This window comes from Streptomyces sp. NPDC006385, from assembly GCF_040612485.1.
Taxonomy (GTDB): Bacteria; Actinomycetota; Actinomycetes; order Streptomycetales; family Streptomycetaceae; genus Streptomyces.
Genome location: NZ_JBEXQG010000062.1, coordinates 16,140 through 32,152, shown reverse-complemented (window position 1 = coordinate 32,152; position 16,013 = coordinate 16,140). Strand labels below are relative to the sequence as shown.

Here is a 16,013-nt window from a genome sequence, read left to right as displayed (position 1 = left end):
CATGTCTGCTGCCCCCTGCCCTGAGCCGACGCCCGCCGAGCGTGCCCGCTCGGTGCTCTCGGCGGCCGGCTCGCTGACCGTCACCACGCAGGGCCATCGCGTCGAGCTGATCGGCCTGCACACCGTCGACGCCGCCGCGCGACTGCTCCTGCAGAACCCGCCCGACGCGCACCTCGCCGCCGAACTCGCGGTCGCACCGCAGGGGGATCTGGCCGCCCTCGTGGAGTTCACCGACGTCGCGCCCGTCGCCGTACGGGAGCGCGTGCGCGCCCGGCTGACGCTGGGCGGCTGGCTCACCGCCCTCGGACCCAAGGCCCTGGTGTTCCATCCGGCCCGCGCCGTGCTCACCGAGGACGACGGGACCACCATCATCGGCCTCGACGAACTGACCCTGGCCGCCCCCGACCCGCTGGCCACCCACGAGGCCGAGATGCTGGCCCGGCTGGACGCGGCCCACACCCACACCGTGGCCCCGCTCGCCCGCCTGCTCCCGGCCCGGCAGCAGCTCGGCGCCACCGCCGTACGGCCGCTGCGGCTCGACCGGTACGGCCTGGTGCTGCGCGTGGAGACACCCGACTCCCACCACGACACCCGCCTGCCGTTCGGCACCCCGGCCACGCATCCGGGAGAGGCCGTGCGTCAGATCCACGCCCTGCTCGCCGAGGCCACCGCCCGCCCGCGCCGCCGGCGTCTGCCGACCACGTCGTAGGCGTCTGCCGACCACGTCGTGGGCGCCTGCCGACCACGTCGTGGGCGAGGACTTGCCTCCGGAGGCCGGCTCAGACGCGGCTGCCCGCCTCCAGACGCTCGGTCGTCTCCATCAGAGAGATCGTGAACGGATGCCGAGGCGCCGTCAGGACCCGCTGTGCCACCCCCTCTTCGACCAGCTCACCCGCGTCCAGTACGGCGATGCGGTGAGCCAGGCGCGCGGTGTCCAGGTCGTGGGTGATGAGGACGAGGGACAGGTTGTCGCCCTCGCCGACCAGGCCCGCGAGGACGTCGAGGATGCCGCGCCGGGTGACGGTGTCCAGGCCGGAGGTGACCTCGTCGCAGATCAGCACCCGGGGGTGGGCGAGCAGGGCGCGGGCGAGGGCGGCACGCTGGAGTTCGCCGCCGGAGAGTTCGCCGGGCCGGCGGTGGAGCAGCTCCTCCGGCAGTCCGAGGCGGCTCAGGGTGGTCGCCGCCTCGTCCCTCGCCGCCCGTTCGTCGGCGCCCCGCAGCCGTACCGCCGTACGGGCCACCTGGTGCAGGACGGGCCGGTGCTCGTCGAAGGCGGCGCGGGCGTCCTGGAAGACGTACTGCACGGCGGCCAGTCGGGCCCGATCGCGGTGACGCAGGCTGCGCGGGAGCGGAGTGCCGTCGAGCAGGATCTCGCCGTCGTGGTCGCGGTGCAGGCCCGCGAGGCAGCGGGCGAGCGTGGTCTTGCCGCTGCCGGAGCGGCCGACCACGGCCAGGCACTCGCCGGAGTGGAGAGCGAGACGCGGGGCGCGCAGCACGACGGTTCGGCGATCGTGTACGGCGGTCAAGTCCCGTACTTCGAGGATGGGTTGTCCGGCGTCGGTGCTCGCCCCGGTGTTCGGTGCCGCGCGCTGTTCGTCGAGCAGGCGGCGGGTCCACTCGTGGCGGGGCGCCGACCACAGCCGCTCGGCCGGGCCGGACTCCACGACCCGGCCGGCGCGCATGACGAGGACCTCGTCGGCCAGGGCGCGTACGACGTCGAGGTCGTGGCTGAGCAGCACGACCGCGATGCCCTGGGCCGCCACCGCCGCCAACTGCTCGACGACGCGGCTCTTGGTCAACGCGTCCTGGCCGGTGGTGGGTTCGTCGGCGACGATGACACGGGCACCGAGGAGGAGGGCCTGGGCCAGGACGACGCGTTGCTGCTGGCCGCCGGAGAGCTGGTGCGGATGGCGGCGCAACAGGGCCGCGCCGTCCGGGAGTTGGGCGTCGGACAGGGCGCGCAGCACCAGCTCGCGGGCCGCCTCGCGGCGTGCGGCGCGGGGCAGGTGGCGGACCTGGGGTCGGGCGATGTCGTCGAGGAGGGCGCTGACGCGGCGGGCGGGGTTGAGGACGGCCGCGGGGTGCTGGGGCACGTAGCCCACCGGGCCGTCGGAGGGCGGGCGCACGTCGCCGGTGATCCGGGCGCCGGGCGGGTACTCCCCCAGCAGCGCCAGGCCGGTCGTGGTCTTGCCGCTGCCCGAGGCGCCGACCAGCGCGGTCACCTTCCCGGGCAGCACCCGCAGGTGCACCCCGTCCACGATCGCGCGGCCGCCGATCTCCACGCGCAGGCCGCGGATCTCGGCGACGGCCTCATCCGTTGCCCGGCTCACGAACGTCGTCCTTTCTTCTCCAGCGCGGCGTCGAAGATCAGGTTGGTGCCCATCGTCAGCGCCACGATCAGCAGCGCGGGCACCACCACGGCCCAGGGCTGCACGAACAGGCCGGTGCGGTTGCGGTCCACCATGACCGCCCAGTCGGCGGCGTCCGGAGCGACGCCGACACCGAGGAACGCCGCCGTCGACACCAGGTAGAGCACGCCGGTCAGCCGGATGCCGGCGTCGGCGGCGAGGGTGCGCAGCGCCGACCGGCCGACGTAGCCGACGGCGATCCGCCACCACGTCTCCCCCTGCATGCGCAGCGCCTCCACGGCGGGCCGTGCGGCGGCCTCCCCCGCGGCCGCCCGCACGATCCGCGCCGCGTCGGGCACGTTCACCAGCGCCACGAGCAGCGCGAGCCCGGCCGCGCCCGGTGCGAACACGGAGGCCACGAGCAGGATCAGCAGCAGCGACGGTACGGCGAGCAGCACGTCCAGCGGCCGCATCAGCAACTCCTCCAGCCGCCGCACGCGCGTGAGCGCGCTGACGAGCCCGACCGGCACGGCGACGAGATACGCGAGCGCGGTCGCGGCCAGGGCGGTGACCACCACCGTGCGGCCGCCCAGCAGGACCTGGTGCCAGACGTCGCGGCCCACGAAGTCGGTGCCCAGCCAGTGACCGCCGCCCAGGGTGAAGGACGTGGCGCGGGGGCCGGGGTCCGGGGCGAGCAGCGGTCCGAGGAGGGCGAGGACGAGGGGGACGGCGATGACGACGAGGCCGAGCGCGAAACGGCGTTGCCTCATGCGGCCACCCCCGCGCGAGGTGTGAGCCGGTGGGCCACCAGATCGGCCCCGAGGTTGAGCAGGACCGTCAGCACGCCGAACACCACGGCCAGCCCCTGCACGACCGGTACGTCGCGTTCGGCCACGGCGTTGAGGAGGACCGTGCCCAGGCCCGGGATCACGAAGAGGGCCTCCACGACGATGACCCCGCACAGCAGCCAGTCGACGGTGCGGGCGAGTTGCTGCGCGGCCGGGGCGAGGGCGTTCGGCAGGGCGTGGGCGTAGCGGACCCGGGCGCCGGGGACGCCGTAGCGGCGGGCGTGGGCCGCGTAGGGGGAGGCGAGGGCGTCGACCATGCCGGCCCGCACCAGGCGGGACAGCGAGCACACGGGCCGGGACAGCAGGACCAGCACGGGCAGGACCAGTGCCGCCGGATGGGCGAGCAGGTCGGTGCCGTAGCCGAGCGCGGTCGGCGGCAGCCAGGCCAGCTTCAGGGCGAGGACCGTCACCAGCAGGACGCCGAGGGCGAACTCGGGGACCGCGTACACCGCCAGCGTCACCGAGCTGACCAGCCGGTCGACGAGCCGTCCCTCGTGGCGGGCGGCGAGCACGCCGAGGCCGAGGCCGAGCGGGACGAGGAGCGCCACCGTGAGCGCGGCCAGCAGCAGGGTCGGGCCGAAACCGTCGGCGATGTACTGGGTGACCGGGCGGCCGGAGGCCAGGGAGGTGCCGAAGTCGCCGTGCAGCAGGCCCGCCGCCCAGTCGGCCAGCCGCTCGTACGCCGGCCGGTCCAGGTCCATCGCCTCGCGGATCGCGGCGATGCGCGCGGGGTCCGGCTGGTCGCCGGCGAGGGCCACGGCCGCGTCGCCCGGCAGCGCCTCGGTCAGCGCGAAGACCAGCAGCACGACGGCCATGGTCTGCGCGGCGCCGAGAAGCAGCCGCCGGGCGACGAAGGAGCGCAGTCCGCTCGTTCTCACGCGAGCCACACCTTGTCGAAACGGGCCCAGTCGAGGGTGTTGGCGGGCGCCTTCGTCTCCACTCCCTTCACCGTGCGGGCGGTTCCGATGATCCAGTCGGCGAAGCCCCACACGAGGAAGCCGCCCTCGGCGTACAGGCGGCGCTGCATCCGCTCGTAGACGGCGGCCCGCTCGGTCTTGTCGCGGGTGGACTGCGCCTGCTGGTAGAGGGCGTCGAAGTCCTTGTGCTGCCACTTGGTGGCGTTGGTGGTGGAGTCGGTGAGCAGGCGCTGGGAGATGTGGGCCTCGATGGGCATGGCGCCGGAGCGGTAGCAGCACAGGGCGCCGCCGTCGAGGATGTCGCTCCAGTAGGAGTCCTTGCTGCCCATCTTCACCTCGATGGTGACCCCCGCCTTGGCGGCCTGGTCGCGGAAGATGCCGGCGGCCTCGGTGAACCCGGCGGCGACGGCCGAGGTGTCCAGGGTGACCTTGAGTTTCTCGGCACCGGCCTGCTTCAGCAGGGCCCGGGCCCTGTCGAGGTCCTGCTCGCGCTGCGGCAGGTCGGCGGCGTAGTACTCGTAGCCCTTGCCGAACAGGTCGTTGCCGACCTCGCCCGCGCCGGACAGCGCGCCGTCGACGAGTTCCTGGCGGTCGGCGATGAGGAAGAACGCCTCGCGGACCCGCTTGTCGTCGAAGGGCGCCCGGTCGGTCTTCATGCAGAACGCCTGCATGGCGCTGTTGCGCAGCCGCACGATCTCGATCTGGCCCTTGCCCTCGTGGGCGCGGGCGGTGGTCGGGTTGAGCTCGTGGGCGTACTCGACCTGGCCGCCGAGGAGGGCGTTGACGCGGGCGGACTCCTCGTTGGCGACGACGAACTCGATCTCGTCGAGGAGCGGGGCGCCGTCCCAGTGGTCGTCGTAGCGCCGGAAGACGGCGGAGCGGCCGGGCGCGAAGGACACGAACCGGAAGGGGCCGGAACCGATGGGCTTCTTGTCGAACTCGGTGGCGTTCTCCGGGACGACGTAGGCGCCGAACGCGGCCAGGATGTTCGGGAATTCGGCGGTGGGCCGCTTGAGGACGAACTCGATGGACCGCTCGCCGGTGGCGCGGCTGGCATCGAGGTCGATGGGCTCCAGGGACGCCTTGGCGCGGAACGCCTGCTTCGGGTCGGCGATCCGGCGGTAGCTGTAGAGGACGTCCTTGGCGGTGACCGGCTTCCCGTCGTGGAAGGTGGCCTGACGCAGTGTCACCTTCCAGCGGTCCAGCGTCTTGTTCGACTCCCACTTCTCGGCGAGGCGGGGCTGGGCGGAGAGGTCGGCGCCGTAGTCGGCGAGCTTGTCGAAGAGGGCCTTGGCGCGGGCGACGTCGGCGAAGAGGTTGGCCAGGTGCGGGTCGAGGGTCTCGCTCGCGCCGCCGCCGGCGAACGCCGCGCGCAGCCGGCCGCCGCGCTTGGGGGCGCCGGACGCGCTGTCCGCCTTGTCGTCGGTGCCGCCTCCGCAGCCGACGAGGGCGAGGGCGGCGGCGCCCGAGGTGGCGGCGAGGAAGCCGCGGCGGCGCAGGCCGGGGAAACGTTCGTCGTACATGACTCGGTCCTTCGTGTCAGTCGGTGTGGCGGCGGGCGACGACGTGCAGCCGGTCGCCGTCGGCGGCGCTGCCGGGCGACTCGCCCTCGCGCCAGGGGGGTTCGGTGCGCGGCCCGGGTCCGTCGTGGAGTTCGAGCACCTCGAAGCCGTGCGCGGCGAGGAGGTACCGCAGCTCCTGCGGGGACAGCAGCCGCCAGGCGGAGAGCTGTTCGACCGGCGGTGATCCGTCGTCGGCCGTCCATACGCGGATACGGCGAAGCAGTTGGGCGGTGCGGTCGACGGTCAGGGTGGTGGTCGACCGGTAGCCGGTGCCCTGCCAGGTGAAGGCGTGGACGGACGGGGCGTCGAGCAGGTCCGTACGTCCCAGGAAATACGCCCCGTTGCGCATCTCCGCGACCAGCAGCCCGCCCGGCGCGAGCGCGCCGCGGCAGGAGGCGAGGAAGCCGTCGAGCTGGTCGTCGGTGTGGCAGTACAGCGGGGAGCTGTCCAGACAGACGACGGCGTCGAAACCGACGCCGCCCACCTCACGCGGTTCGAAGCCGTGCAGATCGGCCCGGACGTACGCCGGCCCCGGGTGGCGGGCGCGGGCGTACGCGAGCATCGCCTCGGACAGATCGGCACCGGTCACCGTACGACCGACGGAGTGCAGGTGAGCGGCGTCGCGCCCGGTGCCACAACCGATGTCCAGGACCCGGCCCCCGGCACCGTGCCGGCGCAGACAGTCCTCGACCCAGCGTCCGGCGAGCCGGTCGGGGTCGGGGAAGCGGGCCTCGTACAGGGCGGGGTTGTCGGTGAGGAGGTTGCCACTGGTCATGCGTTGCTCCGCTCCTCGGGGCGTGCCGGTGTCGTCGTGGCCGGATCGGCCGGCAGCGCCCCGCGCCGGTGGAGCCGGGCCACGCCGGCCGCCGAGGTCAGGCCGAAGGCGGTGCAGCACAGCCACGGCAGCCAGGCGTGGCCGGCGTTCTCGCCGGTGTCCATGGCCCATCCGACGACGGTGTTGCCGACGGCCGCGGCGATACCGGACATGACGTAGAAGATCCCGAAGTAGGTGCCGGTGAGCTCGGACCGTCCGAACCGGGGGATCAGCTCCATCACGAACGGCGAGGCGATCATGACGCCGAGGTAGAGCAGCAGCGCGCCGAGCAGGACGGGGCCGGCGTCGGCCCACCCAGGGGACCCCGCGCCCGCCGACAGGGCCGGCGGCAGGAACGCCACCCCCATCACGGCGAGCCCGATGGCGATCCAACGCGCTCTGGGGCCGCGGGACTTGAGGCTCCGCGTGATTCTGAGCTGAAGCGCCAGGTTGGCGACCGTGCCGACGAGGAAGACGATGCCCGCCGCGCCCTCCCAGCCGGTGGCCTCGCGGGCCCCGGCGGGCAGCAGCAGGTAGAGCTGGTTCTCCAGGGTGAACATGCCGACCATGGCGAGCGCGAAGGCCAGGAAGGCCCGGTTGCCGAGCACCTCGCGCCAGTCCGCGAGGACACCGCTGTTGCCGCTGGGCTCGACCTTCCGCGCGGGCAGGACGAGGGCCTGCGCGACGGTGAGCACGGCGAAGATGCCGGCGGCGGTCAGCGCGGACGTGCGGAAGTCGACCAGGAGCAGGACGCTGCCCAGCAGGGGCCCGATCAGCGCGCCCGTCGTGGCGAACACGTTGAACAGGGCGAACGCCTCCGCCTTGCGGTCCCCCGCCTCCTGCGCGAGATACGCCCGCACGGCCGGGTTGAACAAGGCCCCGGCCAGCCCGCTGAGCACGGACGCGGCGAGCAGCACCGGCAGCCCGTCGCCCAGCGCGAACAGCCCGAAGCCGACGGTCCGCAGGGCGCACCCGGCGATGATCACGCCTCGCGCCCCGAGCCGGTCCGAGGCCGAGCCGCCGATGATGAACAGGCCCTGCTGACTGAGAGTGCGCACGCCGAGGACGATCCCGACGACCGCCGCCGACATGCCGAGGTTCTCGCCGAGGTGGGTGGCGAGGTACGGGATGAGGAGGTAGAAGCCGGTGTTGACGCCGAGCTGGTTGACGAGGAGGAGCCGGACCGCGAGCGGGAAGCCCCGCATCTCACGCCACGTCCGCATGGGCTGTCACCTCCTCGACTCCCAGTCCGGGGCGGCCACTTGGGCGTACGCAGCCGTCGGCGCCGCCGATCCCGCGCCACGGGTCGTGGGCGAGCAGCAGGTGTCCGTCGAGGTCGGTCCAGCGGGCGCGGTCGGCGAGGTGGACGGCGGGCGCGAGGCCGAGGGTGCTGGCGGTGAGGCAGCCGAGCATCAGCTCGGTGCCGCTGCCCTCGATCTCGGGGTCGGGGGTGCCCGCCTTCACCTTGATGACCTGGAAGCCGCTCGCGGCCAGGCGCCGGGCCTCGGCGGCGGCGTGCGCGGGTGAGGTGATGCCGATGGTGCGTGCGGTGGCGACGCCGGACGACGCCTCGGTCCCCAGCATGCGGTGGACGGGCACACCGTCCCGCTTGCCGACGAGGTCCAGCAGCGCGGACTCGACGGCGGCGATGACGGCGGGCGGTACGGCACCCGAGGGCAGGGCCTCCAGGGCGCTCTCGGGATCGGCGAACCGTTCCACACCGACCGCCGAGATCAGCCGCACGAGCGTGTCGGCGTCCAGCCCGTAGTACACGCTGCTGACGGCCTCGCCGTATCCGGTCACGCCGTCGTGCTCGACGCCCAGCCACACGGCGTCGCGGGCGGTCATGGTGGAGCGGGAGATGCGCAACGGCTCGGCGAGTTCGAGACGTACGGTGCGCAGGTGGGCCTTCACTGTGTCCTTCCGGGAGAGAGTGGATCGGCGACCCGCGCGCACCGCGCCCGTACTCCAGCCGCCGCTGACGAAGGAGCCCTGGGCGAGCCTTCGGCAGCTGTCCACGGCCTCGGCGGGGCCGATCCAGTGGACCTCGTGGAAGGCGTCGTAGGCGACGTTGCGCGGGTGGATGCTGCTGCCGAGGCCGCGCATCAGACGGGGTCGGGCGGGCTGGCCGAAGATCGTGGAGCCGGTGGCGTCGACGCCGATGAGCCGGAGCGCGGGCCAGTGCCGTCGCAGCGGGCCGATGACGCCGGCGCTGTGGCCGCCGGTGCCGACGCTGCACACCAGGACATCCAGGTGGTCGAGCTGGACGCTGAGTTCGGCGGCGAGGGAGGCGTAACCGGCGGTGTCGACCCGACCCAGCTCTCCACCACCAGCAGATGAGCCACAACTCCCCTTTTCGTGCCGCGAGTTCAGACTTCCGGACAGCCCGGGACACCCCTCGGCCGGAGGGGTTGCGGACTTGACGCGCACACGCTAGCGACAATCATTTTCATTTGCTACCCCTTTCTCCGTCCCGCTCGACCGGAGGCGCCCCACCGGACCTCGCGTCGAGATCGCCGTCTCCCGCGTCCCCGCCTCCGGCACCCCCGCCGAGCGACGCGGCATCCTGCTGGTGAACCCCGGCGGCCCGGGCGGTTCCGGCCTCCCCTACGCGGTGACCAAGCGCGCCAAACTCCCCGAGAGGGTGCGGCGTTCATACGACGTCATAGGCTTCGATCCCCGCGGGGTCGGCCTCAGCGTCCCGGTGGACTGCGGCGCGATGGGCGGGCTGTTCACCGGTCCGGGAGCGGATCCGGTGCCGACCACCCCGCGGGCCGAGCGGGCGTACCTCGCGTCGCTGCGGCACATGGCCGACGACTGCGCGGCGGGCGCGGGCCCGGATGTGCTGCCGTACCTGTCCACCGAGTGGACGGCGTACGACATGGACGCCATCCGCGCCGCGCTGGGCGAGCCGCGCACGAGCTTCCTCGGTGTCTCGTACGGCCCCGTATCTCGCCGACGGCAGCACCGACGGTCTGCGCCCCGCCGCCGCCTTCGACAGCCCGGAGTCCCGCGCCTACGAGGCGGCCAACCGGATCGTGAAATGCGCGGACGGCCCCGGACCGACGCCTGACCGGATCGTGGCGGACGTCCGCCGCACCCGGCGTCTCGACCCGCAGCCGATCCTGACCGGCATGGAGGCGTCGACGTGCGCGTACTGGCACCACCGCCCGGCCCACCGCACCCCCCTCGGCGGCCCCGACGCCCCGCCCGTCCTGCTGGTCGCCTCCGCGCACGATCCGGTGACGCCGATCGAGGGCGCCCGCCGGCTGCGGGAAGTGCTGCCCGGGTCCCGCCTGGTGACCCTGGAGGACGACTACTCCCACGGCGTGTTCGCCAGCCGCGGCAACACGTGCGTGGACGGTGCGGTGGGTGCCCACCTCGTCGACGGGACGGTGCCCGCGGCCGACGTGCGCTGTTCCGGTCCGGGGCTGCCGGTCACGGCAACGGCTGCTCCGTCCAGATGACCTTGCCGTCGGGCGTGTAGCGGGTCCCCCAGCGCTCGGTGAGCTGGGCGACGAGGAACAGGCCACGCCCGCCCTCGTCCGTGCTCCGGGCCCGGCGCAGGCGCGGTGAGGTGGCGCTGCTGTCGGAGACCTCGCAGATCAGGGCGCGGTCGCGGAGCAGGCGGAGCTGGACGGGGCCGGCGGCGTGACGGATGGCGTTGGTGACCATTTCGCTGGCGACCAGTTCGGTGGTGAAGGCCAGGTCGTCGAGGCCCCAGGCGGTCAGCTGGCCGGTGACCGCCTCGCGCGCGCGGGAGACGACCGCCGGATCGCTGGGCAGGTCCCACTGCGCCACCCGGTCGGCGCCCAGCGCGCGGGTGCGGGCGACGAGCAGGGCCACGTCGTCGCCGGGGCGGGCCGGGAGCAGGGCGTCGAGGACGGCCTCGCAGGTCTCCTCCGGCGGGCGGTCGGTGCTGGCCAGGACGGTGCGCAGCTTGTCCAGGCCGGCGTCGATGTCGCGGTGCCGGTCCTCGATCAGACCGTCGGTGTAGAGCACGAGTTGGCTGCCCTCGGCCAGCTCCAGCTCGACCGTCTCGAAGGGGAGGCCGCCCAGGCCGAGGGGAGGACCGGAGGGCAGGTCGACGAACTCGACCGTGCCGTCGGGGGCGACGACCGCGGGCATGGGGTGCCCGGCGCGGGTGAGGGTGCAGCGCCGGGACACCGGATCGTAGACGGCGTAGAGGCAGGTCGCTCCGACGATGCCGGAGTCCGGGGTGCCCTCCGCCGCCCAGCCCTCGCCCCGGTCGAGCCGGCCGACCAGGTCGTCGAGGTGGGTGAGGAGGTCGTCGGGCGGCAGGTCCAGGGAACAGAAGTTGTGCACGGCGGTGCGCAGCCGGCCCATCGTCGCGGCGGCGTGCAGTCCGTGCCCGACCACGTCGCCCACCACGAGCGCGACCCTGGCGCCGGACAGCGGGATGACGTCGAACCAGTCACCGCCGACACCGGCCTGCGCGGGCAGGTAGCGGTAGGCGACCTCGACGGCGCTCTGCTCGGGGCGGCCGCGGGGCAGCAGGCTGCGCTGGAGGGTGAGGGCGGTGTTGTGCTCGCGGGTGTAGCGGCGGGCGTTGTCGACGCAGATCGCCGCGCGGCCGACCAGTTCCTGGGCGAGGGAGAGGTCGTCCTCCTCGAAGGGGGCGGGTTGCAGGGAACGGTAGAAGCTGACCACGCCGAGGGTCGTGCCGCGGGCCCGCAGCGGCACGGTGATCAGGGAGTGGATGCCCGCCGCGATCACCTTCCTCAGCCGCTCCGGGTCCTGCGCCAACCAGCCGCCCGCCTCCTCGAGAACGGGTTCGAGCACGGACTTCCTGGTCTCCAGGGAGCGGGCCTGCGGCGTGGACGGCACGTACTCGACGAGGTCGCCGACCTCGTACAGATGGTGCGGATCCTCGCGTACGGCGCGGATGGCCACCCGGCGCAACGCGGTCCGCCCGTCGAGCGTTTCCGGCTCCTCACCGCGCAGCACCGAGTCGACCAGGTCCACGGCGGCGAAGTCGGCGAACCGGGGGACGGTCACCTCGGCGAGTTCCTCCGCGGTGCGGGTGACGTCGAGGGTGGTGCCGATGCGGACGCTGGCGTCATGCAGCAACTCCAGCCGCCGCCGCGCCAGTACGGCCAGCCGGCCGACCCCGGGCTCCCCGACGAGCAGCAACCAGCCTTCGGCTCCACCGCCGTCGTCGCCGTCGGGGTGGGGCGCGGTGGTGGGGGGCTGGGGCACGGGGAGGCCGAGCAGCGAGGTGGGCGCGGCGCCGTCGCCGTCGGCGTCCGGGGTCGAGGGCCGCGGGGAGGGGGGTGGGGGTTCGCCGGTGCGTGTCGGGACGGGTGGTGCCGCGTCCCGGTGGGGCGCGGACGGTGGTGCGGTCTCCGCCGGCGCGGGTTGTGCCTCGGCGGGCTGCGGGGTGGTCCGGAGCGGGGGTGCCGGGGAGGCGGGCGGCACGGGCTCGGCGGAAACGGGCGGCGGCGCCGACGCGGCGGCGGGCGGCTCCCCGCGCCTGGTCGGCTCGTCCCGCACGCTCGGCTTGGTCAGCGCGGTGGGCGCGGTGGGCGCGGTGGGCGTGCCCTGCACGATCGGCGTGCCCTGCGCGATGCGCATCCCCTGCCCAGCCGGTACGCCCTGCCCAACCGGCGCGACCGGCGCCGGCGGAACCACCCCGACCGGACCCCGCGTGGCCGGCGTGGGCCGGTGGACGTGGCGCAGGCGAGGGCCGTCGAGGACGCGGGCCTCGACGGCGACGCCGGTCTCCCCCGCGGCTCCCTGGACCTGACGGCGCAGCAGCGTGGCGGTCCGGCCGCTGGGCAGGGTGACCTCGTCGAGGGTGCGATGCGGCGAGGCGAGGAGTTCCTCGGCCTTCTCGCGCAGCACCGCCAGGTCGATCCGCCCGAGCGCGCCGCCGTCCTCGCCGCGCAGCGGCCCCTCGGGCTGCTTCGGCCAGCCCCGCGTGTGTCCGTCGGCCCTGCGGTACGCGGCGAGAAGGGCACGTTCGCGCTCCGTGGCCTGCTCCAGCAGCCGGGCCTCGATGTTCCGGGCGGCCTCGCGGACCATCCGCACCATGGCCGGGTCGCCCTGATCGCGCAGACAGGTCAGATCGAGGACGGCCTCGATACGCCCGCTGAGGGGATCCCGTACGGGCGCGCCCGCGCAGGTGAAGGGCTGCATGCAGTCGGCGAAGTGCTCCCGGCCGGCGACATAGACGGGGCTGCGCTCGGCGAGGGCGGTGCCGACCCCGTTGGTGCCCACGACCGCTTCGGAGGCGTCGAACCCGGGGGCGAACTGCACCTCGTCGAGGACCTCGCACAACTGCCGGCCGCCACCGAGACGTTGGACCATGCGGCCCTGCCCGTCGCAGAGCGCGATCGTCATGCCCACCTCGGTGAGTGAGGCGGTCAGGTTCTTCAGGACCGGGTCGGCGGCGCGCAGCAGCCGGTCGTCCAGCGAGACGTCCTCGGTGTAGCGGACCAGCAGGCGGTCCGGATCGAGCCCGGCGGAGCGGCAGCGCTTCCAGGAATCGAGCACCGCGTCGCGGACGTCCGCCTCGACCAGTGAGCCGGCGAGGAACCGTTCATGGGCATCGACGAGGCCGCCGATGTCGTCCCAGGCGACGGACAACGGGATCACTTCCCTCACCTGGAGTCGGCCACGTCGCGGGCGCCGTCATTCGGCCCACGGCCCGTGGGCTGCACCAGGCGCTTTCACCCTAGCTCCAATGTGATGGGCATCACAATGGCTCACCGGGTCTCGGCGGCCCGGTCATCCGAGACCCGGCCCTCCGAGCCACCGGCCCGATGGAACCGGAGCGCGGGATACTGGCGGCATGCGCTCACCGCGGAGCGTGGGCTGTCTCGCCGCCGGGCTCGTGCTGGTGGCCGCCGTCGGCTGCACCGGGCATGCCGGCGGCGGCCCGGACACCGCGCCGGCCGGCACCCCGGCGGCATCGACCCGGACCGGCGGCGAACCCCCCGCCACGACCCCCTCGTCCTCCCCCACCGTCCCCACGCCCGCCGACCCGGTCTCCCTCCCGGCCCTGATGCGGCGCGAGCACCGGGGCTCCGACCTCCGCCTCGCCGCCGTACGCCTGCGCACCGACGCCTACACGCAGTACGCCGTCACCTACCGGTCCGACGGCCTGACGATCTCGGGAATCATGAACGTCCCCCGGGGCGAGGGCCCGTTCCCGGCGCTCGTCCTCGCGCACGGCTACATCGACCCGGACGTGTACACCACCGGCCGCGGCCTGCCCCGCGAGCAGGACCTCCTCGCCCGTAACGGCTACGTCGTCCTGCACACCGACTACCGCAACCACGCGGGCTCGGACGACGACCCGGACAACGACGTCAATCTGCGGCTCGGCTACACCGAGGACGTCATCGCAGCCGTGCACGCTCTGCGCGCCGCCGGCCGGCCGAACGTGGACGACGAGCGGATCGGCCTGCTGGGGCGCTCGATGGGCGGTGGGGTCGTCCACAACACGCTGGTCGTGGCGCCCGGGCTGGTGGACGCGGCCGTCGTCTTCGCCCCGGTCAGCTCGCGGCCCGAGGAGAACATCGACCAGTTCCAGCGGCCCGAGGGCGACCCGGTCGTCGACGAGATCGAGGCCGCGCACGGCACGCCCGAGGAGAACCCGGAGTTCTGGCGGCAGGTCTCGCCGATCACCTATGTCGACCGGGTCACCGAACCCCTGCTGATCCACCACGGCACCGCCGACACGAGCTGCCCCCTGGCCTGGTCGAAGCGGACCGCGGCCGCGTTCGAGGCGGCCGGCAAGGACGTCGAGCTGCGGACGTATCCGGGCGAGGGGCACACGTTCGGGCCGCGGTGGCCGGACTCCATGGACGTCACCCTGGCCTTCTTCGCGCGCCATCTGCGCTGAGACCGGGAGTGTGACGCACGACGCACAGCAGGCCCCCGACTTTCTGCCCGCGGCGGTGATTGTTTCGCGCGTTCCGTACGTACCTCCTGGGGACCCAGTCGCTCACGTCAGGAGGCACGATGCCCATCTCGCGCCGCATGGTAGGCACCGTATTCGTGGGAGGCGCCCTCGTCCTCACCCTCTCCGCTCTCGCCTACCCCGCCATGCTCGGCGTGGAAACCGCTTCCTCCTCGCAGGACCGCGTCATCGCCAACACCCAGTACGGCCCGCTGACCGAGGCCGACCGCGACTTCGTGGTCAAGGTCCGCGCGGCAGGTCTGTGGGAGCACCCGCTGGGCATGATGGCGATGGAGCGGGGCACCACGCCGGAGATGAAGGAGGCCGGCGAGCACCTGGTGGTCGGCCACGCCCGGCTCGACCTCGCGTGCCGCAAGATCGCGACCGAGCTGAACATCACGCTGCCGAACCAGGCCAGCCCGCAGCAGGAGCAGTTCGTGGCGACCGTGGACTCCAAGACGGGCAAGGAGTTCGACGCCACCGGAGTCGCCATCATGCGCGTCACGCACGGGCAGATCTTCCCGGTGATCGCGAAGATCCGGGCCAACACGCAGAACACCATGGTCCGCCAGCTCGCCGACCTGGCGAACGACACCGTGCTCGACCACATCACGGTCCTGGAGAAGACCGGCCTGGTGAACTTCGACGCGAACAACTTCCAGCAGACCACGCCCCCCAAGCTCCCCAAGGAGCAGCTCACGCCGCCCGCGCCCCAGCCGGGCGCGCCCGTGCTCACGCTGGCCATCCCCAAGGGCCTGGAGGACCTGAACACCGCGTCCCCGTCGGCGCTGCCGAGCGCGGACGTCAGGTGACGGCGGCGGTGGGCCGCGGCTGACCGTGGTGTTCGCCGCGGCGGGCGGGAGAGGGCGTCTCAGCCCGTCTTCCACCCCCACGGCGTGTCCATCCGCTCCCACTCGGCGGCCCACTGCTCCAGCCTCCGCCGCTCCAGCCCCAGCCGCACCGTCCAGGTGCACCCGAGCACGACGCCGCCGACACCGGCCGCGGCCAGGACGCCTCCGGCGATCGAGTGCAGCAGGAGCTCGTTCTCGGACAGCGGCTCGTTGACGACGGCGCCGTCGCGGTCCGTCCACACCTCGACCTTGCTGCCCGCCTGTGTCCTGGGCGACACCCGTGCCTCGTCGGTGCGGGTGGTGCCGTCGGCATCGGTCCAGCGCACGGTCGCCCACACGAGATGGTCGGTGGTGACCCGCGAGGGCCCCGGATCCTCCGCGTCCTTCACCAGCACGGCCGTCACCTTGCGGCTCTCGGCCCGCTGCTGCTCCGCGGAGGCCACGACCGCGTCCGCCGCGAGCAGGCCCCCGAACACGCCGCCGACCAGCGCGACCACCCACCCGCACAGCACGACCCAGGCCTCGACGAGGTCACTGCGCCGCCTCAGCGGGCTGCGCCGCCACCGCCACAGCCGCACCCTCGTGCACTCCGACGCAGCCATGCCGACACCCCCTTGAGCACCGACAGCACTCTTCCAGTGTGCGCCCACCCGCCGTCGGCCGCGCAGTTCCGACCATTGAATGAAACATTCGCCATCCCTAGCATCCCCCGGTGGATACATTCATCCCGGGAGGACCTGTGCTTT

At 73.6% G+C, this 16,013-nt stretch carries 13 protein-coding genes and 2 pseudogenes; 5 read left to right on the top strand and 10 right to left on the bottom strand.

Annotation, left to right across the window (positions count from 1 at the left end; genetic code table 11):
- Position 1 precedes the first annotated feature (1 nt).
- The gene (locus ABZ078_RS33870; protein ID WP_356581681.1) at positions 2-709 is read left to right on the top strand and encodes a DUF2470 domain-containing protein; all 708 of its coding nucleotides are present in this window, start codon (positions 2-4) and stop codon (positions 707-709) included.
- A gap of 70 nt (positions 710-779) precedes the next feature.
- On the opposite strand, the gene ABZ078_RS33865 is transcribed toward ABZ078_RS33870, so the two are convergent.
- From ABZ078_RS33865 to ABZ078_RS33830, 8 genes and pseudogenes are all read right to left on the bottom strand, one after another.
- Positions 780-2,330: an ATP-binding cassette domain-containing protein gene (locus ABZ078_RS33865; protein ID WP_356581679.1), complete on the bottom strand. Its 1,551-nt coding sequence runs from the start codon at positions 2,328-2,330 to the stop codon at positions 780-782.
- On the bottom strand, positions 2,327-3,118 hold the full coding sequence (locus tag ABZ078_RS33860) for an ABC transporter permease subunit (RefSeq protein WP_356581677.1): 792 nt from the start codon (positions 3,116-3,118) through the stop codon (positions 2,327-2,329). The genes ABZ078_RS33865 and ABZ078_RS33860 overlap by 4 nt, the downstream gene beginning before the upstream one ends.
- The gene (locus ABZ078_RS33855; RefSeq protein ID WP_356581675.1) at positions 3,115-4,074 is read right to left on the bottom strand and encodes an ABC transporter permease; all 960 of its coding nucleotides are present in this window, start codon (positions 4,072-4,074) and stop codon (positions 3,115-3,117) included. Before ABZ078_RS33855 ends, ABZ078_RS33860 begins: the two co-directional genes overlap by 4 nt.
- Positions 4,071-5,636, bottom strand: coding sequence for an ABC transporter substrate-binding protein (locus tag ABZ078_RS33850; RefSeq protein ID WP_356581673.1), 1,566 nt, complete (start codon positions 5,634-5,636; stop codon positions 4,071-4,073). Before ABZ078_RS33850 ends, ABZ078_RS33855 begins: the two co-directional genes overlap by 4 nt.
- 16 nt (positions 5,637-5,652) lie before the next feature.
- Entirely contained in the window at positions 5,653-6,450 is a 798-nt protein-coding gene (locus ABZ078_RS33845; protein ID WP_356581671.1) for a class I SAM-dependent methyltransferase, read from the bottom strand.
- Positions 6,447-7,712, bottom strand: coding sequence for an MFS transporter (locus tag ABZ078_RS33840; protein ID WP_356581669.1), 1,266 nt, complete (start codon positions 7,710-7,712; stop codon positions 6,447-6,449). Before ABZ078_RS33840 ends, ABZ078_RS33845 begins: the two co-directional genes overlap by 4 nt.
- Positions 7,696-8,403, bottom strand: coding sequence for a hypothetical protein (locus ABZ078_RS33835; protein WP_356581722.1), 708 nt, complete (start codon positions 8,401-8,403; stop codon positions 7,696-7,698). The genes ABZ078_RS33840 and ABZ078_RS33835 overlap by 17 nt, the downstream gene beginning before the upstream one ends.
- 15 nt (positions 8,404-8,418) lie before the next feature.
- Positions 8,419-8,796: pseudogene (locus ABZ078_RS33830) on the bottom strand (pyridoxal-phosphate dependent enzyme); the annotation flags it as partial.
- Positions 8,797-9,061: 265 nt separating this feature from the next.
- Here ABZ078_RS33830 and ABZ078_RS33825 point away from each other — a divergent pair.
- Both ABZ078_RS33825 and ABZ078_RS33820 read left to right on the top strand, forming a co-directional pair.
- Positions 9,062-9,373 (top strand): annotated as a pseudogene (locus ABZ078_RS33825) (alpha/beta hydrolase); the annotation flags it as partial.
- A 46-nt stretch (positions 9,374-9,419) separates the two neighbouring features.
- Positions 9,420-9,956 carry an alpha/beta hydrolase gene (locus tag ABZ078_RS33820; protein ID WP_356581668.1) on the top strand — a complete coding sequence of 179 codons (537 nt, stop codon included), beginning with the start codon at positions 9,420-9,422 and terminating at the stop codon, positions 9,954-9,956.
- Here the strand turns inward: ABZ078_RS33820 and ABZ078_RS33815 are convergent.
- Positions 9,928-13,107, bottom strand: coding sequence for a SpoIIE family protein phosphatase (locus tag ABZ078_RS33815; RefSeq protein ID WP_356581666.1), 3,180 nt, complete (start codon positions 13,105-13,107; stop codon positions 9,928-9,930). The two genes, ABZ078_RS33820 and ABZ078_RS33815, sit on opposite strands and share 29 nt — an antisense overlap.
- A gap of 196 nt (positions 13,108-13,303) precedes the next feature.
- Between ABZ078_RS33815 and ABZ078_RS33810 the strand changes: the two genes are divergently transcribed.
- Together ABZ078_RS33810 and ABZ078_RS33805 are read left to right on the top strand one after the other, a co-directional pair.
- A complete protein-coding gene (locus ABZ078_RS33810) occupies positions 13,304-14,359 on the top strand; it encodes an alpha/beta fold hydrolase (protein WP_356581665.1) in 1,056 nt (351 codons plus the stop codon).
- Positions 14,360-14,478: 119 nt separating this feature from the next.
- The gene (locus ABZ078_RS33805; RefSeq protein ID WP_356581663.1) at positions 14,479-15,228 is read left to right on the top strand and encodes a DUF4142 domain-containing protein; all 750 of its coding nucleotides are present in this window, start codon (positions 14,479-14,481) and stop codon (positions 15,226-15,228) included.
- A gap of 59 nt (positions 15,229-15,287) precedes the next feature.
- On the opposite strand, the gene ABZ078_RS33800 is transcribed toward ABZ078_RS33805, so the two are convergent.
- Positions 15,288-15,869 (bottom strand): hypothetical protein, encoded by a 582-nt coding sequence (locus ABZ078_RS33800; RefSeq protein WP_356581661.1) that lies wholly within the window; start codon positions 15,867-15,869, stop codon positions 15,288-15,290.
- Between the last annotated feature and the right edge of the window lie 144 nt (positions 15,870-16,013).